This is a genomic window from Pantoea sp. UBA4549, assembly GCF_002387285.1.
Lineage (GTDB): Bacteria > Pseudomonadota > Gammaproteobacteria > Enterobacterales > Enterobacteriaceae > Pantoea > Pantoea borealis.
Map to the genome: position 1 here is coordinate 70,100 of NZ_DGLH01000006.1, position 22,841 is coordinate 92,940.

The 22,841-nt window shown below is 54.9% G+C and carries 19 protein-coding genes; 13 read left to right on the top strand and 6 right to left on the bottom strand.

The window, feature by feature from the left end; genetic code table 11:
- Positions 1 to 3: 3 nt before the first annotated feature.
- From cyoA to B3041_RS03650, 3 genes are all read right to left on the bottom strand, one after another.
- Positions 4 to 927, bottom strand: coding sequence for a cytochrome o ubiquinol oxidase subunit II (gene cyoA, locus B3041_RS03640; protein WP_039382982.1), 924 nt, complete (start codon positions 925 to 927; stop codon positions 4 to 6).
- 436 nt (positions 928 to 1,363) lie between these two features.
- Positions 1,364 to 2,851, bottom strand: a complete 1,488-nt coding sequence (gene ampG / locus B3041_RS03645) for a muropeptide MFS transporter AmpG (RefSeq protein WP_292969444.1) — start codon at positions 2,849 to 2,851, stop codon at positions 1,364 to 1,366.
- A 56-nt stretch (positions 2,852 to 2,907) separates the two neighbouring features.
- The gene (locus B3041_RS03650; protein WP_039382984.1) at positions 2,908 to 3,486 is read right to left on the bottom strand and encodes a lipoprotein; all 579 of its coding nucleotides are present in this window, start codon (positions 3,484 to 3,486) and stop codon (positions 2,908 to 2,910) included.
- 265 nt (positions 3,487 to 3,751) lie between these two features.
- On the opposite strand from B3041_RS03650, the gene bolA reads away from it, so the two are divergent.
- The 9 genes from bolA to B3041_RS03695 all read left to right on the top strand — a co-directional run bounded on the left by bolA (position 3,752) and on the right by B3041_RS03695 (position 14,128).
- A complete protein-coding gene (gene bolA / locus B3041_RS03655; protein ID WP_292969446.1) occupies positions 3,752 to 4,066 on the top strand; it encodes a transcriptional regulator BolA in 315 nt (104 codons plus the stop codon).
- 301 nt (positions 4,067 to 4,367) lie between these two features.
- On the top strand, positions 4,368 to 5,672 hold the full coding sequence (tig, locus tag B3041_RS03660) for a trigger factor (protein ID WP_292969448.1): 1,305 nt from the start codon (positions 4,368 to 4,370) through the stop codon (positions 5,670 to 5,672).
- A 335-nt stretch (positions 5,673 to 6,007) separates the two neighbouring features.
- A complete protein-coding gene (gene clpP / locus B3041_RS03665; RefSeq protein ID WP_065649947.1) occupies positions 6,008 to 6,631 on the top strand; it encodes an ATP-dependent Clp endopeptidase proteolytic subunit ClpP in 624 nt (207 codons plus the stop codon).
- Between the two features lie 127 nt (positions 6,632 to 6,758).
- Positions 6,759 to 8,030 carry an ATP-dependent protease ATP-binding subunit ClpX gene (gene clpX / locus B3041_RS03670; protein ID WP_039382987.1) on the top strand — a complete coding sequence of 424 codons (1,272 nt, stop codon included), beginning with the start codon at positions 6,759 to 6,761 and terminating at the stop codon, positions 8,028 to 8,030.
- A gap of 189 nt (positions 8,031 to 8,219) precedes the next feature.
- Complete coding sequence (lon, locus tag B3041_RS03675; protein WP_065649946.1) at positions 8,220 to 10,574, top strand: endopeptidase La; 2,355 nt, start codon at positions 8,220 to 8,222, stop codon at positions 10,572 to 10,574.
- A gap of 211 nt (positions 10,575 to 10,785) precedes the next feature.
- Complete coding sequence (hupB, locus tag B3041_RS03680) at positions 10,786 to 11,058, top strand: nucleoid-associated protein HU-beta (protein WP_065649945.1); 273 nt, start codon at positions 10,786 to 10,788, stop codon at positions 11,056 to 11,058.
- Between the two features lie 235 nt (positions 11,059 to 11,293).
- A complete protein-coding gene (ppiD, locus tag B3041_RS03685; RefSeq protein WP_065650500.1) occupies positions 11,294 to 13,162 on the top strand; it encodes a peptidylprolyl isomerase in 1,869 nt (622 codons plus the stop codon).
- Between the two features lie 139 nt (positions 13,163 to 13,301).
- On the top strand, positions 13,302 to 13,622 hold the full coding sequence (locus B3041_RS03690; protein ID WP_065649944.1) for a helix-hairpin-helix domain-containing protein: 321 nt from the start codon (positions 13,302 to 13,304) through the stop codon (positions 13,620 to 13,622).
- Positions 13,623 to 13,723: 101 nt separating this feature from the next.
- On the top strand, positions 13,724 to 14,128 hold the full coding sequence (locus tag B3041_RS03695) for an acyl-CoA thioesterase (protein ID WP_065649943.1): 405 nt from the start codon (positions 13,724 to 13,726) through the stop codon (positions 14,126 to 14,128).
- Positions 14,129 to 14,170: 42 nt separating this feature from the next.
- Here B3041_RS03695 and queC read toward each other — a convergent pair whose 3' ends face one another.
- Positions 14,171 to 14,866 (bottom strand): 7-cyano-7-deazaguanine synthase QueC, encoded by a 696-nt coding sequence (queC, locus tag B3041_RS03700; protein ID WP_065649942.1) that lies wholly within the window; start codon positions 14,864 to 14,866, stop codon positions 14,171 to 14,173.
- A 27-nt stretch (positions 14,867 to 14,893) separates the two neighbouring features.
- Complete coding sequence (locus B3041_RS03705) at positions 14,894 to 16,603, bottom strand: SgrR family transcriptional regulator (protein WP_292969450.1); 1,710 nt, start codon at positions 16,601 to 16,603, stop codon at positions 14,894 to 14,896.
- 93 nt (positions 16,604 to 16,696) lie between these two features.
- On the opposite strand from B3041_RS03705, the gene cof reads away from it, so the two are divergent.
- Entirely contained in the window at positions 16,697 to 17,518 is an 822-nt protein-coding gene (cof, locus tag B3041_RS03710) for an HMP-PP phosphatase (protein ID WP_292969451.1), read from the top strand.
- Positions 17,519 to 17,553: 35 nt separating this feature from the next.
- Here cof and B3041_RS03715 read toward each other — a convergent pair whose 3' ends face one another.
- A complete protein-coding gene (locus tag B3041_RS03715) occupies positions 17,554 to 18,588 on the bottom strand; it encodes a PLP-dependent cysteine synthase family protein (RefSeq protein ID WP_065649939.1) in 1,035 nt (344 codons plus the stop codon).
- A 115-nt stretch (positions 18,589 to 18,703) separates the two neighbouring features.
- Here B3041_RS03715 and B3041_RS03720 point away from each other — a divergent pair, with 115 nt between their 5' ends.
- From B3041_RS03720 to B3041_RS03730, 3 genes are read left to right on the top strand one after another with little or no spacing between them, the layout of a single operon-like run.
- Complete coding sequence (locus B3041_RS03720) at positions 18,704 to 19,165, top strand: Lrp/AsnC family transcriptional regulator (protein WP_065649938.1); 462 nt, start codon at positions 18,704 to 18,706, stop codon at positions 19,163 to 19,165.
- Positions 19,166 to 19,187: 22 nt separating this feature from the next.
- A complete protein-coding gene (locus B3041_RS03725; RefSeq protein ID WP_065649937.1) occupies positions 19,188 to 20,975 on the top strand; it encodes a SmdA family multidrug ABC transporter permease/ATP-binding protein in 1,788 nt (595 codons plus the stop codon).
- Positions 20,968 to 22,731 (top strand): SmdB family multidrug efflux ABC transporter permease/ATP-binding protein, encoded by a 1,764-nt coding sequence (locus B3041_RS03730; RefSeq protein WP_065649936.1) that lies wholly within the window; start codon positions 20,968 to 20,970, stop codon positions 22,729 to 22,731. The genes B3041_RS03725 and B3041_RS03730 overlap by 8 nt, the downstream gene beginning before the upstream one ends.
- The last annotated feature ends 110 nt before the right edge of the window (positions 22,732 to 22,841 follow it).

The window sequence follows — 22,841 nt, forward strand, 5'->3', positions numbered from 1 at the left end:
GTATTATTCCCCGGTTCCCGCAGCAGCGGCGTGATTCATGTCCATGCCTTCGTGTGACATGTCCATTTTCCCGTGGCTCATCTTGAACTTATCAATAATTTGCTTGAAGAGTTCAGGATTCGCAGTTGAGAAATATTCCACCGGATGATTCTCACTTGGCGAAGCCAGTTTCTCAAACTCATCCATGGTGGTCAGCGTGTTAGGTGCCGCTTTAACTTTGGCAACCCACTGCTGGAATTCCGCATCATCTTTAGTTGCAATGGCCTTGAACTTCATGCCAGAGAAACCGCGACCACTGAAGTTTGATGAGATACCGTCAAACGTTCCTGGCTCATTGGCGATCAGGTGCAGTTTAGTCTGCATGCCCGCCATGGCGTAGATCTGGCTGCCGAGCGTAGGAATGAAGAACGAGTTCATCACGGAGTTAGAGGTGATTTTGAAGTTAACTGGTGTATTTGCCGGGAAGGCAATCTGGTTAACGGTGGCAATACCCTGTTCCGGGTAAATGAACAGCCATTTCCAGTCCAGCGCAACCACATCGATCTCAACAGGCTTGACGTCAGAGACCAGCGGTTTAGCCGGCTCCAGCGCATGCGTTGATTTCCAGGTCAGCACGCCGAGGAAGATGATGATCAGGATCGGAATGGTCCAGACCACGGCTTCCACTTTGTTGGAGTGTGACCAGTTAGGGCTGTACTTCGCTTCGGTATTGGTCGCCCGATATTTCCAGGCAAACACAACAGCCATTAAGACTGCCGGAATAACGACAATCATCATCAAGCCAAAGGCTGTCAGAATCAGTGAACGTTGCTCCATTGCAATCTGTCCCTTGGGATTTAACAACGCACTATCGCAGCCGCTGAGTAATACAGCGCCTGCGATTAATGACAAAATCCCCAAACATTTATTGTATTTCATGAGTCTCATTTAACGACCTCAATGACAAGGGCTCTATTGTCGTTTAAGTGTGCGCGCATTTTACGGTAAGGTTTATGCAGTGTAAACCAGCTTAAGGATGTGTCAGAAGGGTGTTGACACCTTTTGCTAAGGGAGTCACAGATGTTACGCAGAGTGACAAATTATTAACCGCGACAAGCAGTTGGCGGCAATATAACAAAAAGCAATGACAGAAACCGCAGAAAAAACAGGGAAAGCATAAACCGTACTTTTAATGCTCACTAATTTAACAATTATGCATCATTTGAGCGATAATTTTCCCACAAACTGATTGCTCACCGGATTTAAATATCGCCTGATGTTGTTAAATTAATGTTTTTATTTCGCGATGAAAAAAATGCTATTTGCGCTAATTCGCAGGCGCTATTTTTAAACAAATTAAATACCGCCTGCAAATAGCGTCTGTCTATCGTTCAGCGAGCCGGCTGGTTTTTCTTAGCGCCAGGCAGTCGAGTATTACACCCAGCATGACGGCCAGAATGGCAACGCCGAGCCCTGTCTCAAAGAGCGGCGTCAGCAGTCCGGCCAGCTGGGCTGCCCCGGCAGCATGTAACGCCAGCATCAGCAGCCAGCAACCCAGCAAAGCGCAGCCTGCGGTAAACAGGCGGACAATCCAGCGATAGCCTGCAGGCCAGCAGGTACGCGTAATAAACGTGCCGCTTTGCTGCATCTGAAGAAGCGTTGTACGGCTAAGCCACAGCAGCAGCAGTCCCGGCAGCGCTGCCACCACGGTAAACGCATAGAAAGCGGACCAGCCCCACAGCTCAACCAGCCAGCCAGCGGCAGGACCCACGTAAACGCGGCCAACAGCCGCCAGCGCCGAGAGCAGAGCGAACTGGGTGGCAGAGAACGCCTTATTGCACATGGTCATCAGCAGCGCCACAAACGCTGCCGTCCCCATGCCGCCACACAGGTTTTCGATAAATACCGCGCTGGCCATGCTCCAGAGATGGGGCGGGGTGATTGCCAGCAGCCAGTAAGCGGCGTTCGATACGGCCTGCAGAATGCCAAACAGCATCAGCGCACGAAACAGGCTCAGACGCTGCATCAGTACGCCGCCATAGAGCGCGCCGATAATGGTGGCCATCAGCCCCAGCGTTTTATTGACCAGGCCAACATCACCTGCGCTGAATCCTACGCCGCGGATAAGGAAAGTCGTCGTCAGCGACGCCGCGAAGGCATCTCCCAGCTTATAAAGGATAATCAGGGTGATCAGCAGCCAGGCATTATTACGCTGAAAAAAGTCCGCCAGAGGAAAGGTAACGGCCTGGCGCAGCGTGTGCGGTTCACGTTTGGCAGCGGCAGGCTCACGGGCCAGCAGGGTGGCAATCAGCCCCGGGATCATCAGCAGCGCCATCAGCCAGTAAGTTGCGCGCCAGCCCAGATAGCGATCGGCGAGCCAGAGTGCCAGTCCGCCGGAGATAAGCATGGCCAGACGATAGCCCAGCACCGTAATGGCTGCGCCGCTGCCGCGTTCTTCCGGCGGCAGGATATCGGTTTTCCAGGCGTCGAAGACGATATCCTGAGAGGCTGAACAGAATGCGACCAGTACCGCAATAGCGGCCAGTAGCGTTAAATCCTGAGCCGGATGCATAAAGCCGAGGGCGACAATGCCGGCAATCAGCGCCAGCTGAGTCAGCAGCAACCAGCCGCGGCGACGTCCCAGAAACGGCGGCGTGTAGCGGTCCATCACCGGCGACCAGAGAAACTTGAAAACGTAAGCCTGTCCTACCAGAGAAAAGAAACCAATGGTTTTAAGGTCGACATTCTCTACGGTCATCCATGCCTGCAGCGTGCCCGCGGTCAGCGCCAGCGGTAAGCCGGAGGCAAAGCCAAGCAGCAGCAGTACCGCAGCGTTACGTTGGGTAAATATTCGCAGATAGTGAGAGGTCATAGCCAGCCTGAGGTAGTGCCCGGCACCAGACGGCCGGGCAGATGACAGCGGAGCGGTTAGCGTGCGTTCTGTTTGATGAAGTTGTTTACGCTGGTATCCTGCGCCATATCGGCGATCACATCGCTCAGCGTCGCATTAACAGCGTTGGTGATTTTGTCATTGGTGGCATTGAAAGCGCCTTCAATGCTGTAGGTCTGACGGTAGTTTTTCACCTGCTTATTGCCGTTTTTCGCCGTGGCAATAATAGAGATATCCGCTTTTGTTGTGATGCTGTAGCGCACGTTGCCCTGCGTGACGTCAGCGTACAGGCCATTCACCACAATTTGCAGATCGACTGCGCCGTTCGGGCCAATCATATAACCACGGGAAGTCATCTGCTTCTCCAGCACTTCCTGCAGCAGAAAACGCAGGTCGCGTGACGGCGTCAGCGTAACCAGCTGTCCATCGCGGTTAACTTTTGCCAGCGCCTGATCGCTGCGCTGATCGGCACCGTTTACGCTAACGGTCACGCCCATCAGGCTCGGATCCTGCTGCGGCAGCTGGATTTTTGGCTGAATGTTCAGGGTTGTACTGTTGCTGGCACAGCCGGCTAAAACAAAAGCAGCCAGCAGAGGGAATAACAGTTTTTTCAACATACTCATTCTCATTAGCGTTAGGTTGGGAGATAAATCCGGCGTCATCATAGCATTGCAGCGAGGTGAAAAAAGCCCCACCCGCCGGGAAATTGATTGTAAAGGCTTTTTTCAGACCAGAGAAAAACCAGCAGGTTGACCTGCCCGGATTGCCGGTTATGATGCGCTGCAGAGCGGGAATATTTTCTGATTTTTACCGGGCAGTAATGCAAAACCTACTAATATTTAAACAGATGGGGCACAGCGCTCGCCGGAGAGGGTGTAAACAATGATTCGCGAACAAATAGAAGAAAAGCTGCGCAACGCTTTCACACCTGCACACCTCGAAGTGCATGATGAAAGCTATCGTCATAACGTGCCTGCCGGTTCTGAAAGTCACTTTAAAGTGGTGATTGTCAGCGATCATTTCACCGGCCAGCGTTTTTTACAGCGGCATCGCGCTATCTATGGTGAGCTGTCTGCTGAGCTGGCTGGCAGCGTACATGCGCTGGCACTGCATACCTACACGCAAAAAGAGTGGCACGGGCTACAGGATACCGTTCTGGCTTCGCCTAACTGCCGGGGAGTCGGTACGCTTGCCTGATACCTGTATCTTTACTGTTTCCTGAAACGGCCTGCGGGCCGTTTTTTCGTTTCTCAGGCGCTAAACGCGATCTGCGGCGCAAAAAAGCAGCAAAGTCGTTAAAAAGTGGTGAGTTTGCAGCCTCGACTCATTCCGGTGATGCCGCTATAATGCGGCGTCTATTTTTCCGGAATGTCTTCGGGACGCTTCTGGTGACAGGGATGTGGTTCTGCCCGCAGAGGCCGTCCCGGTTATTGGATACGGCGCATTAATTGTGTGGTGTCTGAAGTTGACCGAGCACGTGATTTTTTGAGGTAACAAAATGACAGTTTCAGTAGAAACCACCCAGGGTCTGGGCCGCCGCATTTCGATTACTATTCCAGCTGACAGCATTGACGCTGCAGTTAAGAAAGAACTGATTGAAGTGGCTAAGAAAGTCCGTATCGATGGTTTCCGTAAAGGTAAAGTACCATCGCACATTATCAATCAGCGCTACGGCGCCTCTGTTCGCCAGGATGTGCTGGGTGAGCTGATGACGCGTAACTTCGTTGACGCCATCATCAAAGAGAAAATTAACCCAGCAGGCGCGCCTCACTACGTGCCGGGTGAGTACAAAGAAGGCGAAGACTTTACCTATGCGGTTGAGTTTGAAGTCTATCCGGAAGTCGAATTACAGGGTCTGGACGCAATCGAAGTTGAAAAACCGGTTGTTGAAGTGACTGATGCAGACGTGGATGCGATGCTGGATACCCTGCAGAAGCAGCAGGCTACCTGGAAAGAGACTGACGCAGCGGCTACCGCTGAAGATCGCGCTACCATCGATTTCAACGGTTCTGTAGATGGCGAAGAGTTCGAGGGCGGTAAAGCGTCTGACTTCGTCCTGGCGATGGGCCAGGGTCGTATGATCCCTGGTTTTGAAGAGGGCATCACCGGTAAGAAAGCGGGTGACACCTTTACTATCGACGTTAAATTCCCGGACGATTACCACGCAGAAAACCTGAAAGGGAAAGATGCGAAGTTTGATATCGTTCTGAAGAAAGTTGAAACCCGTGAGCTGCCAGAACTGACTGCTGACTTCATCAAACGTTTCGGCGTGGAAGATGGTTCAGTTGATGGCCTGCGTGCAGAAGTGCGTAAAAACATGGAGCGTGAGCTCAAAGGCGCTATTCGTAACCGCGTGAAGTCTCAGGTTCTGGATGGTCTGGTTGATGCTAACAACATTGACGTTCCGGCTGCTCTGATTGACAGCGAAATCGACGTGCTGCGTCGTCAGGCTGCTCAGCGCTTTGGTGGTAACGAGAAGCAGGCGCTGGAACTGCCACGTGAGCTGTTCGAAGAGCAGGCCAAACGTCGCGTTGTTGTAGGTCTGCTGCTGGGCGAAGTGATCCGCATCAACGAGCTGAAAGCAGACGAAGATCGCGTTAAAACGCTGATCGAAGAGATGGCTTCTGCGTACGAAGATCCACAGGAAGTTATCGAGTTCTACAGCAAAAACAATGAGCTGATGAACAATATGCGCAACGTTGCGCTGGAAGAGCAGGCGGTTGAAGCGCTGCTGGCGAAAGCCAAAGTGGCCGACAAAGCGACCTCTTTCCAGGAGCTGATGAACCAGACCTCTGCGGCCTGATTAATCACTTAACGGAATGTGCTCAGCCCGCGACCTCTGTCGTGGGCTTTTTTTTTATTTATGATAAAAAACCGCTTCCTGCACGTCTATTTGACTAATTAAGCGGCAAATTATTCGCTATGCTCTTTTTCCAGGTTAGCGAATAGAGAAAAGGTTGTTATGCTTGAAACAACCGGGCAGCATCCCCAGATAGAGGAAGAATGCGAGAGAACCGTGAGGCTGGCTGATTAACCGTCCTGAAATGTCGGAACGAGGCGGCTGTGCATAGTTTTCACAGCGCGTCTCACGTAGAATCGGTACAGAATGTTGCCAATGAAATTTATCAGGAGACGGTAATGTCATACAGTGGCGATCGTGAATTTACTGCACCAACTAATGCGCTGGTGCCAATGGTGGTCGAACAAACCTCGCGCGGCGAGCGTTCTTACGACATCTATTCCCGCCTGCTTAAAGAGCGCGTTATCTTTCTGACTGGTCAGGTTGAAGATCACATGGCGAACCTGATTGTGGCGCAGATGCTGTTTCTGGAAGCAGAGAATCCGGAAAAAGATATCTATCTCTACATCAATTCACCAGGTGGCGTGATCACGGCGGGTATGTCGATCTACGACACCATGAAATTTATTAAGCCGGACGTCAGCACCATCTGTATGGGTCAGGCGTGCTCAATGGGCGCATTTCTGCTGACGGCAGGAACCAAAGGTAAACGCTTCTGCCTGCCTAACTCCCGCGTGATGATTCACCAGCCGCTGGGCGGCTATCAGGGACAGGCAACGGATATCGAGATCCATGCGCGTGAAATCCTGAAAGTAAAACAGCGCATGAATGAACTGATGGCTGAGCATACCGGCAAAACGCTGGAGCAGATTGAGCGCGACACCGAACGCGATCGTTTCCTCTCTGCCAGCGAAGCGGTAGAGTATGGCCTGGTTGACTCTATCCTGACACACCGTCAATAAGACGCATCTGCTGGCCCTTACGCTATAGTTAACGGGGGCAGGCAGATGAGTTGCATGCATACCGGCCGTTGTTGTACGGCCAGTGCCGTACACCAGAGTAGGTCTGAGAACGAAAAGAGGTTAGCTGATGACAGATAAGCGCAAAGACGGTTCAGGTAAGTTGCTGTACTGCTCTTTCTGCGGCAAAAGCCAGCATGAAGTCCGTAAGCTGATTGCCGGGCCGTCAGTCTATATTTGCGACGAATGTGTTGATTTATGTAATGACATCATTCGTGAAGAGATTAAAGAGGTTGCGCCGCATCGCGAGCGTAGCGCCCTGCCAACACCGCATGAAATTCGTCACCACCTTGATGACTATGTCATTGGTCAGGAAAAGGCGAAAAAAGTGCTGGCGGTTGCCGTTTATAACCACTACAAACGTCTGCGCAATGGCGATACCAGTAACGGTATCGAACTGGGCAAGAGTAACATTCTGCTGATCGGTCCGACCGGTAGCGGTAAGACGCTGCTGGCAGAAACGCTGGCGCGCCTGCTGGATGTGCCTTTTACCATGGCAGATGCCACCACGCTGACCGAAGCGGGTTATGTGGGTGAAGATGTAGAAAACATCATCCAGAAGCTGCTGCAGAAGTGCGACTATGATGTGCAAAAGGCACAGCGCGGTATCGTCTATATCGATGAGATTGATAAAATCTCCCGTAAGTCAGATAACCCTTCTATTACCCGTGATGTATCGGGCGAGGGTGTACAGCAGGCGCTGCTGAAGCTGATTGAAGGCACCGTTGCAGCTGTACCGCCACAGGGCGGTCGCAAACATCCGCAGCAGGAGTTCCTGCAGGTTGATACGTCGAAAATCCTGTTTATCTGCGGCGGCGCATTTGCTGGTCTCGATAAAGTCATTTCACAGCGTGTGGAAACCGGCTCGGGTATTGGCTTTGGCGCGACGGTGAAAGGCAAATCGCAAAAAGCCAGCGAAGGCGAACTGCTCTCGCAGGTTGAGCCGGAAGATTTGATCAAGTTTGGTCTGATCCCGGAGTTTATCGGTCGTCTGCCGGTTGTCGCCACGCTCAATGAGCTGAGCGAAGAAGCGCTGATCCAGATCCTGCGTGAGCCGAAAAATGCGCTCACCAAACAGTATCAGGCGCTGTTTAACCTTGAAGGCGTTGAGCTGGAGTTTCGCGACGAAGCGCTGACAGCTATCGCTAAAAAGGCGATGTCACGCAAAACCGGTGCGCGTGGTCTGCGTTCTATCGTTGAGGCGGCACTGCTGGAAACCATGTATGACCTGCCTTCAATGGAAGATGTCGAGAAAGTGGTTATCGATGATTCGGTGATTGATGGCGAGTCCGATCCAATGCTGATTTATGGTAAACATGAAGCGCAAGCTTCTGGCGAATAAATAAGCAGCCAAATCACGTTGTTATCTTAAAAAAGGGGAATTTTATTCCCCTTTTACTTTTCTCACCGCTGTGACATTGAATGTCGGACAAGCATCCCCATATACTCATAATCCTGTGGGTTTAACTGCATACAGCCTGTATTACGCGGTACCCATCACCTGGCGGACATTAAACTAAGAGAGAGCTCTATGAATCCTGAGCGTTCTGAACGCATTGAAATCCCCGTGTTGCCGCTGCGCGACGTGGTGGTTTATCCGCACATGGTAATTCCGTTGTTTGTTGGTCGGGAAAAATCGATTCGTTGCCTGGAAGCGGCAATGGATCATGACAAGAAGATCATGCTGGTTGCCCAGAAAGAGGCTTCAACGGATGAACCTGGAATTAACGATCTCTTTGCCGTAGGGACAGTGGCGTCCGTACTGCAGATGTTAAAGCTGCCTGATGGCACGGTTAAGGTGCTGGTGGAAGGCCTGCAGCGTGCCCGCATTACCACACTGTCTGACAATGGCGATCACTTTGTCGCACAGGCTGAATATCTGACCTCGCCAGAAATTGAAGAGCGCGAGCAGGAAGTGCTGGTACGCACCGCGATTAATCAGTTTGAAGGCTACATCAAGCTGAACAAAAAGATCCCGCCTGAAGTGCTGACCTCACTGAACAGCATTGATGATGCGGCACGTCTGGCTGATACCGTAGCGGCACATATGCCGCTTAAGCTGGCGGATAAGCAGTCTGTGCTTGAGATGTCCGACGTGAACGAGCGTCTGGAATATCTGATGGCGATGATGGAATCGGAAATCGACCTGTTGCAGGTTGAGAAACGCATTCGCAATCGCGTCAAAAAGCAGATGGAAAAAAGCCAGCGCGAATATTATCTGAACGAACAAATGAAGGCGATTCAGAAAGAGCTGGGCGAGATGGATGACGCGCCAGACGAGTATGAAGCGCTGAAGCGTAAAATCGACGCGGCTAAAATGCCGGCTGAAGCGCGTGAAAAAGCGGAAGCTGAGCTGCAGAAGCTGAAAATGATGTCGCCTATGTCTGCAGAAGCGACGGTGGTACGCGGCTATATTGACTGGATGGTTCAGGTTCCGTGGAACGCGCGCAGCAAGGTGAAGAAAGATCTGCGCAAAGCGCAGGAGACGCTGGATACCGATCACTTTGGTCTTGAACGCGTCAAAGATCGCATCCTTGAGTATCTTGCAGTGCAGAGTCGCGTCAGCAAAATCAAAGGCCCGATCCTCTGTCTGGTTGGCCCGCCGGGCGTGGGTAAAACCTCTCTGGGACAGTCGATTGCGAAGGCAACAGGACGCAAATATGTGCGTATGGCGCTGGGTGGCGTGCGTGATGAAGCAGAAATTCGCGGACACCGTCGCACCTATATTGGTTCGATGCCAGGCAAGCTGATCCAGAAAATGGCAAAAGTGGGCGTGAAAAACCCGCTGTTCCTGCTGGATGAAATTGACAAAATGTCGTCTGACATGCGGGGCGATCCTGCTTCGGCGCTGCTGGAAGTGCTGGATCCGGAACAGAATATCGCGTTTAACGATCACTATCTGGAAGTTGACTACGACCTCTCTGATGTGATGTTTGTCGCGACATCTAACTCCATGAACATTCCGGCACCGCTGCTGGATCGTATGGAAGTGATCCGCCTGTCGGGCTACACCGAAGATGAAAAACTCAATATTGCGAAGCAGCACCTGCTGCCTAAACAGATTGAGCGTAATGCGCTGAAAGAGAAAGAGATCAGCGTTGATGATAGCGCAATCATTGGCATCATCCGTTATTACACGCGTGAGGCAGGCGTGCGTAGCCTTGAACGTGAACTCTCTAAGTTATGTCGTAAAGCGGTCAAAGCGCTGCTGATGGATAAAACGCAAAAGAGCATCACCATTGATGGCGACAACCTGAAAGATTTCCTCGGCGTACAGCGTTTTGATTACGGTCGCGCTGATAGCGAAAACCGCGTAGGGCAGGTCACTGGCCTGGCGTGGACAGAAGTGGGCGGCGATCTGCTGACCATTGAAACCGCTTGTGTGCCGGGTAAAGGCAAACTGACCTATACCGGCTCTCTTGGCGAGGTGATGCAGGAGTCAATTCAGGCTGCATTAACCGTGGTTCGCGCCCGGGCGGAAAAACTGGGTATTAACGGTGACTTCTATGAGAAGCGTGATATCCACGTGCACGTGCCGGAAGGGGCTACGCCGAAGGATGGTCCGAGTGCCGGTATTGCCATGTGTACGGCGCTGGTCTCCTGTCTGACGGGTAACCCGGTCCGTTCTGATGTGGCCATGACCGGCGAGATCACGCTGCGCGGTCAGGTACTGCCTATCGGCGGTCTGAAAGAGAAGCTGCTGGCAGCACACCGTGGCGGGATTAAAACCGTACTGATCCCGGATGAAAACAAGCGCGATCTGGAAGATATTCCGGCAAATGTGATTGCTGACCTCAGCATTCATCCGGTTAAACGCATTGAAGAGGTGCTGAATCTGGCCCTGGAAAATGCGCCATCCGGTATGCAGGTCGTGACGGCGAAATAGCGCCAGGCAGTCAATGCGGCTAAAAAGCGAAGCTGGCAGGCTACATCAGGCTTGCCAGCTTTTTTTTGCCTGCTAAGTTAGAGGGCGGCTGGATCTGCGATTAAGATGAATACCGTTGTTTCAGCATCATGAGCTTGTTATAACTGGCTGCGCGTTTGCCCTGGCGAAAAGAGACGGGGCAAAGTGAATAATAAAAGAGGGGATGAAGAGAGTGAATAAGTCACAGTTGATCGACAAAATTGCTGCAGAAGCAGACATTTCTAAAGCAGCAGCCGGACGTGTACTGGAGGCGTTTACCGAATCTGTTTCGGACGCGCTGAAAAGCGGCGATGAAGTAGCCCTGGTGGGTTTCGGTACGTTCTCTGTGCGCGAGCGCGCTGAGCGTGCTGGCCGTAATCCGCAAACCGGTAAAGAGATCACGATCCCGGCTGGCAAGGTACCGGGATTCCGTGCCGGTAAAGCGCTGAAAGACGCCGTTAATTAAGTCGGTCTGGATTAACCAGTGAAGCATTTTCTTCTCTGGATTGAGGACGAAAAAGCCGTTCTCATGTAACATACGGGCACATCATTACTGATGTGCCTTTTTTATTTGATGCGTAGCTTGAGCCAGTGGCTTCAGTCTCCGCATGGTTGCCAGCTGCCAGCCTGAACTGCAGCTGCACGATGATGGCATCGTGTCTGAGCTTTACATTCACACTACAGCGGAGTGTTGTCATACCATGATGGACAATTTACGCGCGGCGTCGAATCATGTCGTGCTCAAGGTTATTCTGGGATTGATTATCCTGTCCTTTGTGCTTACCGGGGTGGGCAACTACCTGATCGGTGGCAATGGCGATTACGCGGCGAAAGTTAACGGCCACGAAATCAGCCGTGCTGAGCTGGAGCAGGCGTTTAACAGCGAGCGCAATCGTCAGCAGCAGATGCTGGGCGATCAGTTCTCACAGCTGGCGAGCAATGATGGCTATATCCAGCAGATGCGCCAGCAGGCGCTGTCACAGCTGGTAGATCAGGCGCTGCTGGATCAGTACATCAGCGATCTGCATCTTGGTATCAGTGATGAGCAGGTAAAGCAGGCAATTTTCAATCAGAAAGCGTTTCAGACCAACGGTAAATTTGATAATGCCAAATATAATGGTTTGATCACCAGTATGGGCTTCTCAGCCGATCAATATGCGGAAGCGCTGCGCAAGCAGTTGCTTAACCAGCAGCTGATCAACGCCATCGCTAACACTGATTTTATGCTGAAAGATGAAACCACGAAGCTGACAGATTTAGTCTCGCAGCAGCGGGAAATCCGTCAGGCGGTGATTGACGTTAACGCGCTGGCAGCAAAGCAGACGGTGACTGACGACGAGATCGCGCAGTATTATCAGCAGCATCAGAACAGCTTCATGGCACCAGAGCAGTTCCGCGTCAGCTATATCAAAATGGATGCAGCAGCGATGCAGCAGCCGGTCAGCGAAGCGGATATTCAAAGCTGGTACGATCAACACAAAGCAGACTACTCACAGCCGCAGCGCAGCCGTTACAGCATCATTCAGACCAAAACTGAGGCAGAAGCCCGGTCAGTACTGGATGCACTGAAGCAGGGCGGCGATTTTGCCAGCCTGGCGAAAAGCAAATCTGCCGATCCTATCTCCGCACGTAAAGGCGGCGACATGGGCTGGCTGGAACCTGCCACCACGCCAGATGAGCTGAAAAATGCCAGCCTGACGGAGAAAGGCCAGCTTTCAGACGTGATTAAATCCTCAGTGGGTTTCCTGGTAGTGCGTCTGGACGATATCCAGCCGGAGCAGGTAAAGCCGCTGGCGCAGGTGCATGACGTCATTGCGGACAAAGTTAAGCAGGAGAAAGCGCTCGACGCATTCTATAAGCTGCAGCAGAAGGTCAGCGAAGCCGCCAGCAATGATAATGAATCGCTGGCTGGCGCGGCACAGGCATCGGGTCTTAACGTCAGTGAAACCGGCTGGTTCACCCGTGATGATGTGCCTGCTGACCTCGACTTTGACGCGGTTAAACAGGCGGTCTTCAGCGGTGGCCTGACCGGGCAGAACGGTGCGCCGGGCAACAACTCCGATATTATCAGCGTGGATGGCGATCGCGCGTTTGTGCTGCGCATCAGCGAACACAAACCGGAAGCGGTTAAACCGCTTGACCAGGTAAAAGCGCAGGTTACCGATCGCATCAAACACGATAAGGCGACACAGCAGGCTAAAGCGCAGGCAGATAAACTGCTGGCTGAGCTGAAAGCAGGCAAAAGTGAAGCGCTGAGCGCGGCAGGCCTGACGCTGAGCAGCAGCAAAGTGGTTGATCGCAACGCACAGGATCCAATTGCACAGACCGCATTTTCGCTGCCGCAGCCGGCAGACAATAAACCGTCCTGGGGCACAGGCGAAGATATGCAGGGCAATGTTGTGCTGGTTGCGCTGGATAAAGTCTCTGCCGGCAGCCTGCCGCAGAATCAGGTTGATGAGATGATTAAAGGCGTTACGCAGAATAATGCACAGATCGCGTTTGAAGCGCTGCTGGAGAATCTGCGTAAAGAGGCGAAGATCAAATACGGTGCAGCGGCGCAAGCCCAGTAAGCCTCACAAAAACAGGTAATGTTCTGCAACAATCAAAGGCCGCTTCTGCGGCCTTTTCCATCTTTCCGTTTCGCCTTTTGCGGCTTTTTCTCTGCTGTGACACGCTGCTGATGCTGTCAAACACAAGGAGAAAAACAGCATGAACAAATCCACTTTTCACGCATTTTGTCTGACACTGGCGCTGGGCGGCGCACTCTATAGCGGCAGCCTCGCGGCGGCAGAACCGCCGGCAGTACAGGCAAAGCCGCTGGCGGCACTGACGGCCGGACCGGTCAGCATCAACGATGCCACAGCCGAGCAGCTGGCGAGCGCCATGAATGGTATCGGGCTGAAAAAAGCGCAGGCGATTGTTAGCTATCGCGAAGAGTATGGTCGCTTCACTGCGCTGGAGCAGCTCAAAGAGGTACCCGGTATCGGCAGTGCGCTGGTAGAACGCAACAGCGATCGACTCAAACTGTGAAGCACTTCGCGATGCTGAAGTATCAGTAAGTCCCGGCAACAGACTGTGCTATGCTCAACAGGTCCAACCAGTTAGCGGTTTCAGCCTGTTCAGGAGTGTTGATGCAAACCACCATAAAAGTGCGCGGCTATCATCTTGATGTTTACCAGCATGTTAACAATGCGCGTTACCTGGAGTTTCTGGAGGAGGCGCGCTGGCAGTGGCTGGAAGAAGCAAACGCCTTTAACTGGCTGATAGCGCAAAAACTGGCGTTTGTGGTAGTGAACATCAATATCAACTATCGCCGGCCTGCGGTTCTGGGAGATCGCCTGATAATTGAAAGCGAGGTGTCACAGCTCAGCGGCCGCAGCGGCATCATTGCACAGCGTGTACTGCTTGCAGAGGATGGCACTCTGGTGGCTGACGCCATGCTGACGTTTGTCTGTATCGATTTGCGAACGCAAAAGGCGGTTCCGCTGGAGGGAGAACTGCGCGAACGCCTGGCGGCTCTGATGAACGGGCGTTAAACCGTGGCGTCACTACTGACGCCACGCCGGCTGCGGGCTGATTCAGCGCAGGCCGCTTTTTTGCTTCATTGCCGTCATTACCGCTGCGGCATTATCCTGATACTCTGCCAGTCCGCGAGCACGTAAATGACAGGCGGCGCAGGTTCCGCAGCCATCACCTTTGATGCCGTTATAGCAGGTCAGCGTCTCTGACCGTACCAGCGGCAGCTGTTGCCAGTAATCAGCCAGCGCCCAGGTCTCTGCTTTATTCAGCCACATCAGCGGTGTCTCAAAACGTATTTCGCGGGCCATACCAAGGCTGACCGCGTGGTTTAACGCTTTAACAAACTCATCGCGGCAGTCGGGATAGCCGGAAAAATCGGTCTCACACACGCCGGTGATAACAGCTTCAGCTTCTACCTGATACGCGTAGACAGAGGCGAGCGTCAGAAACAGAATATTACGGCCGGGTACAAACGTGCTGGGTAATCCGCTGGCATCAGCCTCATAGGCCGGTACCGGGATATTGTCACGCGTCAGGCTGCTTACCGCCAGCTCGTTCAGCAGGGTAACATCCAGTACTTTATGCGCGCGCGCACCCAGCTTATGTGCCAGCTCTGCTGCCACCTCAATCTCTTGGCGGTGGCGCTGTCCATAATCGAAAGTAACGCAGTGAACTTCATCATAGTGCTGCAGGGCCTGAATCAGGCAGGTGGTGGAATCTTGTCCACCACTAAAAACGACAACGGCGCGTTTCATTAACTCTTATCTCCTGGTGTGGTGTCTTTATGGTACTGCGTCAGGGGCGGACTGAACAGGGCAGGGGACAGGCGGCGGGATCCAGGCTCGCGTAAAGTCAAACCAGCCCAGCGCGGTCAGGTGTACACCCTCCACGCCCGGTGGCGCCAGTACCTGATAACGGTAGTTAAACAGCGGCAGCAGATAACCTTCGCTCATCAGCGTATGAAAAAGTTGCTGAACGGCAGACGAACGCACGCCATCATCTGGCTCACAGGCGATTTGCTGAAGCGACTGGCGGAAGCTGTCACGCAGCGGCTGCCATAGCCGGTCCTGCTCCAGCCAGTTCAGCAGGGTGAACTGCGGCGCGTCACCAATCAGACGATCGCCCATGACAATATCCGCTGCCGTAAGATCCTGCTCGCTGTTCCAGCTTTTTACCTCATGAAATACGCAGGTCAGCTCACAGCCGTGTGAGGCCAGCAGCCTAACCAGCGCCTCCGCCATTACGTGCAGCTCAACCGGCAGGTGGTAATGCAGGGTCAGGCGTGCAGGCAGGGCAACGGGTTCCGTCCCGGTCTGCGGAACCGGCCAGCCGGGCAGCAGCCACTGACTTGGCGTAATTAATCCTTCTGCCAGCGGCAGCTGGCGGATCACATCGCTGCGCTGGATCAGCGCAATCAGCGTCCGGGCCTGAGCCGCGCTGAAACGCAGTGAAGGGCGGGTGGCCAGATAGCAGAAGCCGCGGCTGATACTGCGATCTACCGGCCGCAGCTGCTGCAGCTCGTCAGCATCACCAATCGCAATCTGTACCGGATGACGGCAGCTGTTGCCCTGTTCCGGCATAAACAGGGTGGGCGTGATCCAGTATTCAATACGCTGGATCAGCGCGCGCTGCAGATGCCAGCGCGCATAGCTCTCCAGCCGCAGCAGCGTCGGGGTAAATTGCATCAGCTGCCAGGGGCCGCTGCCAGTTTGCGGGCTGTCGGGATGCGGCAGCAGACAGAACTGGTGAGCCAGCCGCTGCGGCAGCCAGTAGTCGGGCTGATGCAGCCGGATACGCAGCGTGAGCGGATGCGGGGCGTCAATCTGCGCAACGCTGGCAAGCAGCACGCGTCCGCTGGCGCTCCGGATAATCTGCTGCAGTACCGCTGCCAGCTGTGCGGCATACATCGGGTCGCCGTTATGCCAGCTAAGCTGCGGACGCAGCCAGAAGCTCCAGTTCAGTCCGCTGCTGTCGTGCTGCCAGTGATGCGCCAGGTCGCCCCTGACGCGGTTGTTTTCAACGCGCGTCAGGCCGGAGAAAATCTGCCGGGCCAGATGCTGCTCCGCGCGACCGAGAGGCTGCAGAGGTGCCGGGAAGGCGAGCGTGCGGTAATAAGGAATGCGCAGTACCGGCGTACGATCCTGCCAGTGCCCGCCCATCAGTGGCTGCAGCAGCTGCAGCAGACGTTCCGGCGGCAGGTCAAGCGTCTGCAGCATCTGAACCGGTTCGCCCGCCAGCAGCTGGCGGTTAAGCAGCTGCTGGCGCAGCGCCTCAGGTGTGATCAAAAACTGCAGCTCTCCCTGTTTACCGCGCCCCGGCTGGCTTTCCCAGCGGATCCAGCCCGCCTGCTGCCATTTTTTCAGCAGGGTACGCGCATGACGTTCGCTGCAGAAACAGCGCTTAGCCAGCATGGCAACGCTTAAGCGCTGCGTCTCCCCCTGGCTGGCGTGCCACAGCCGCTGAAACTGGCTGACACGATGAAGTTCGCGCATAGTTAAACCCGGAACAGTTTTCAAAAAGTATTCACTATTCGTTCCGTAATTACCAGGCGATAGTAAAAGGCATCCCCCGACAGGAGTACAGGCATGGCTCGTCTTGCAGCATTTGATATGGACGGCACGCTGTTGCTGCCCACGCATCAGTTAGGTAAAGAGACGCTGGAAACCCTGCACGCGCTGCAGCAGCGCAATGTGATTCTGGCCTTTGCCACCGGTCGTCACCTGCTGGATATGCAGGTGATTCGTACACAGATCACGCTGCCTGCCTGGCTGATAACCGGTAACGGCACGCGTATTCATGACCCGCAAGGTAATCAGCTTTATGGCTGCGATCTGCCAGCGGAGGTCGCAGAACAGGTCATGAGAACCCGCTGGAAAACACCCGCCTCCATTCATCTGTTTACCGATGAGGGCTGGTTCACTGATAAGCCGCTGCCCGGCGCGCTGGAGGCGCACTCGCTGAGCGGGTTTAGCTATCAGCTGTGCGATCTGCAGCAGATGTCCGGAGACAACATCACCAAAATCTGCTTTATCGCACCCCATGAGATGTTACTGGCGCTGCAGGAAGAACTGCAGCAGGCGCTGGGCGCACGTGCCAGTATCTGTTTTTCTGCCTGGGACTGTCTTGAGGTTCTGCCGTCAGGCTGCCATAAAGGCGCGGCGCTGACGCGGTTGTGCGAACACCTCGATCTGCCGCTGGCGGAGTGTATGGCCTTCGGGGATGCGATGAACGATCGCGAGATGCTGGAGCGGGCAGGTAAAGGTTTTGTTATGGGCAACGCCATGCATCAGCTTAAAGCCGCGCTGCCGCATTTGCCGGTTATCGGCCATTGCGAGACACAGGCGGTGTCTCATTATTTAAATCACTGGCTGACAACGCCCCACCTTGATTACTCCCCCCAGGGCTGAGTCTTGCCGTGAACCGGACCGGAAGTCCGGTTTTTTTATTGCAGCGCCTGCAGCCAGGGCTGAATATCGCCAATCTGCGCCGCGACCCACGCCGGATTGTAATAGGTGTCGGGATAGCGCTCACCGCTGTCGCAGAGCAGCGTCACCAGCGCACCCCGTTCACCGCTGGCACGCATGCGCTTCGCGACCTGCATCATACCCCAGAAGTTGGTCCCCGTTGAGGCGCCGGGCCGCCGCCCGAGGATCTGTTCCAGTCGCAGCATGGCTGCCAGCGTTGCGCCATCGGGGACTTTGAGCATTTCATCGATCACGTCGGGCAGAAAAGAGGGTTCAACGCGCGGGCGACCAATGCCCTCAATCAGGCTGCCGCGCGCATTGCGCAGGCTGCTGTCACGGCTGTGCCAGTAGTCAAAAAACACGGAGTGCTGCGGATCAGTGACCAGCAGACGGGTGGGGTAGCCCTGATAACGAATATAGCGTCCCAGCGTGGCAGAGGTACCGCCGGTGCCGGCGCTCATGATCAGCGTATGGGGCACCGGAAACGGCTCATGTGCCATCTGACGAAAAATACTTTCTGCAATATTATTATTGCCGCGCCAGTCCGTCGCACGTTCAGCATAGGTAAATTGATCCATAAAGTGACCGTTCAGTTCACGCGCCAGGCGCTCCGATTCTGCGTAGAGCTGGCACGGATCGGCAACAAAATGGCATTCGCCTCCATAGAAGCGAATCATCTCAATTTTACGCTTTGCGGTGCTGGCCGGCATAACCGCGATAAACGGCAGGCCGAGCAGCCGGGCAAAGTAGGCTTCCGATACCGCGGTGCTGCCGGATGACGCTTCGATAATCGGGGTTTTTTCACCGATCCAGCCATTCGCCAGTCCATACAGGAACAGCGAACGCGCCAGGCGATGTTTCAGGCTGCCGCTGGGGTGCGTGCTCTCATCCTTAAGGTAGAAAAAGATGCCCGGGAAATCGTCCAGCGTAAAGCGGATCAGGTGTGTGTCAGCCGAGCGCTGGATATCAGCGTTAATCTCATTAATGGCGTGGCGGATCCAGGGCGTTTGCATGGCAATTCTCTCCGGTTTTTATTGCCGCCAGTGTACGGCACGGGCAGGAAAAAGAGGTTGCTAAAACCAGGGTATAATCAGCGGTTCAGAGAAAATTTTTCTCCGGTGAGGCGTGATGATAGATAAAATTGACCGTAAGCTGCTGGCCCTTCTGCAGAAGGATTGCACGCTCTCGCTGCAGGCGCTGGCGGAGGCCGTGAATCTGACCACCACGCCCTGCTGGAAGCGCCTGAAAAAACTTGAAGATGATGGCATCATCCGGGCGCGCGTGGCGCTGCTGGATGGTGAAAAACTTGGTCTGTCACTGACCGCGTTTATGCTGATCAAAACCCAGCAGCACAGCAGCGACTGGTTCAGGCAGTTTGTCGCCGTGGTGGAGCCAATGCCGGAAGTCATGGCCTTCTACCGTATGGCCGGCGAGTATGACTATCTGCTGCGAATACAGGTTGCGGATATGAAGAGCTACGACGCGTTTTATAAGCGGCTGGTGAATGGCGTGCCGGGCCTGATCGATGTCACCTCCAGCTTTGCGATGGAAGAGATTAAATATTCAACCGCGCTGCCCGTTGTGCCCTGAAGCGTAAATAAAGAGAGAGATTGTGCGATTATTCAGCCAGCTTAGTTGGTATTTCCTGCGTGAGTGGCGCCGCTATGCCGGTGCTGTTTGCCTGCTTATTATTATCGCGTTACTGCAGCTGATCCCGCCGCACCTGGTGGGCGTTATTGTGGATGGCGTCACGCAGCAGCAGCTCTCTGCCAGACAGATTATGCTATGGATCGGCGTCATGCTGCTCACCGCGGTTATTGTTTATCTGCTGCGCTATGTCTGGCGCGTGCTGCTGTTTGGCGCCTCGTATCAGCTGGCGGTTGAACTGCGCGAGGATTTTTATCGTCAGCTGAGCCGGCAGCATCCTGCGTTCTATCTGCGTCATCGCACAGGCGATCTCATCGCACGCGCCACCAATGATGTGGACCGCGTGGTGTTTGCGGCGGGGGAAGGGGTGCTGACGCTGGTGGACTCACTGGTTATGGGGCTGGTGGTACTGGCGGTAATGAGTACGCAGATAAGCTGGCAGCTTACGCTGCTGGCGCTGATCCCGATGCCCTTTATGGCGCTGGCGATCCAGAAAGATGGTTCGCGACTGCATCAGCGCTTTAAAGTCGCGCAGGCGGCGTTCTCAAGCCTGAACGATCAGACGCAGGAGAGCCTGACCAGTATCCGTATGATTAAAGCGTTTGGCCTGGAAGATCATCAGTCGCAGCAGTTTGCTGACATCGCCAGCGATACCGGACGTAAAAATCTGCATGTGGCGCGGGTGGACGCGCGATTCGATCCCATTATCTATGTGGCCGTTGGTTTCTCTAATCTGCTGGCGATCGCCGGCGGCGGCTGGATGGTATGGCACGGCACTCTGACGCTGGGCCAGCTCACCAGCTTTGTGATGTATCTCGGACTGATGATCTGGCCGATGCTGGCGCTGGCGTGGATGATCAATATCGTGGAGCGCGGCAGTGCGGCCTGGAGCCGTATTCGTGCGCTGCTGGCTGAAGCGCCGGCCGTGGTTGATGGCACTCTGGCGTTACCGCCTGAGCCGGCTGCGCTGCAGCTCGCCATTGACGCCTTTCACTACCCGGGTACAGAAAATGCCGTACTGCAGAATATTCATGCGCAGCTGCAGCCGGGGCAGATGCTGGGATTATGCGGCCCCACCGGCTGCGGCAAAAGTACGCTGCTCAGTCTCATTCAGCGCCACTTCGATGTCGATCGGGGCGGGATCCGCTACGGCGAGCTGCCGCTGGTTCAGCTGCAGCTTGACAGCTGGCGCAGCCGCCTGGCAGTCGTCAGCCAGACGCCGTTTCTGTTTTCTGACAGCGTGGCAAACAATCTGGCGCTGGGACGCCCCGACGCCACGCAGCAGCAGATTGAGCAGGCAGCAAAAATGGCCTGCGTGCATGAGGATATTCTGCGTCTGCCGCAAGGCTATGAGACAGAAGTCGGAGAGCGCGGCGTTATGCTTTCGGGCGGACAGAAGCAGCGTATTGCGATTGCCCGGGCGCTGCTGCTGGAGGCGGAGATCCTGATTCTGGATGATGCGCTTTCTGCGGTAGATGGGCGTACTGAACATGACATTCTGCATAACCTGCGTATCTGGGGGCAGAACCGCACGGTGATTATCAGCGCGCACCGCCTCTCAGCGCTAACCGAAGCGAGTGAAATTCTGGTACTGCAGCAGGGGCGCATTGCGCAGCGTGGCGATCATGACCAGCTGGCGGCGCAGCCGGGCTGGTATCGCGATATGTACCGCTATCAGCAGCTGGAAGCGGCGCTGGATGATGATGAGAGTGAAAGCAAAGATGAAACCGCAACAGGAGCGCAGCATGGCTAAGTCGCAGCGGCTGTGGCCGACGCTGAAACGGCTGCTGGCCTACGGAAAACCCTGGCGCCGTTCACTGTGGCTGGCAACCGGCATGCTCTGGCTGGCCGCCGCCGCCGAGGTGACCGGCCCGGTGCTGGTCAGCTATTTTATCGATCATCTGATTGCCAGACATCAGATGCCGTGGGGCATTGTGGCGGGATTACTGGTGAGCTTTATTCTGCTGCAGCTGATGGCAGCGGCGCTGCACTATTTTCAGGCGCTGCTGTTTAACCGGGCGGCAATCGGGGTGGTGCAGCAGCTGCGCGTTGATGTCATGAACGCGGCGCTGCGTCAGCCGCTGAGCGCGTTCGATACCCAGCCGGTGGGGCAGATTATTTCGCGCGTCACTAATGACACCGAGGTGATCAAAGATCTCTATGTCACCGTGGTTGCCACCGTGCTGCGCAGTGCCGCGCTGATTGGCGCGATGCTGGTCGCCATGTTTTCGCTCGACTGGCGTATGGCGCTGGTGGCGCTGGTTATTTTCCCACTGGTGCTGACCGTGATGCTGATCTATCAGCGTTACAGTACGCCGATTGCCCGCCGGGTTCGCAGCTATCTGGCGGATATCAACAACGGCTTTAATGAAGTGATCAACGGCATGAGCGTGATCCAGCAGTTTCGGCAGCAGGCGCGCTTTGGTGCACGGATGAGCGAGGCGAGTCGTGCCCACTATATGGCGCGCATGCAGACGCTGCGACTGGATGGGTTTTTGCTGCGTCCGCTGCTTAGCCTCTTTTCTGCACTGATTTTGTGCGGTCTGCTACTGCTGTTCAGCTTTGCTTCCCCCGGCGCCTTTGAGGTCGGCGTGCTTTACGCCTTCATCACCTATCTGGGCCGGCTGAATGAGCCGCTGATCGAACTGACCACGCAGCAGTCGATGCTGCAGCAGGCGGTGGTATCAGGTGAGCGCATATTTGAACTGGTTGATGCGCATCAGCAGGGGTATGGCAGCGAGAGTGCCCCGCTGCGCTCCGGAGACATTGCGCTGCGCGACGTCAGTTTCGCCTACCGCGATGACCGCGACGTGCTGAGCAACATCACCTTCAGCGTGCCGTCGCGCGGCTTTGTGGCGCTGGTCGGACATACCGGCAGCGGCAAAAGCACGCTGGCAAACCTGCTGATGGGTTACTACCCGTTAAAACACGGAATAATCGAGCTGGACGGTCGTCCGGTTTCTTCGCTCTCGCACGACGCACTGCGCACCGGCATTGCTATGGTACAGCAGGATCCGGTTGTGCTGGCCGATACGCTGCTGGCTAATGTGCAGCTGGGGCGTGCGATCCCTGAAGCCCGGGTATGGCAGGTGCTGGAGAGCGTGCAGCTTGCTGCGCTGGCCCGTGCGCTGCCGGACGGTATTCATACCCGGCTGGGGGAGCAGGGCAATACGCTGTCAGTGGGACAGAAACAGCTGCTGGCGCTGGCCCGCGTGCTGGTCGCGCCGCCGCAGATCCTGATCCTCGATGAAGCCACCGCGAACATCGATTCCGGCACTGAGCAGGCCATTCAGCAGGCGCTGCGCACCCTGCGCCAGCACAGCACGCTGGTGGTCATTGCGCACCGGCTCTCGACGATTATGGAGGCGGAGCAGATTCTGGTATTGCATCGTGGCCATATCGCGGAGCGCGGAACGCATGCAGAGCTGCTGGCGCAGCAGGGCCGCTACTGGCAGATGTATCAGCTGCAACAGGCAGGTGAACAGCTGGCGGCGGGCGCACCTGCCTGAATTGCACCTTTTTTGTTCACGCTGACCCGCTCCTCCTTCACTTCTGCACCGCTTTAATGCCCTGAGCACCAAAGAGGTGCAGGCTCCGCACCCTTCATTCAGCCCGGCAG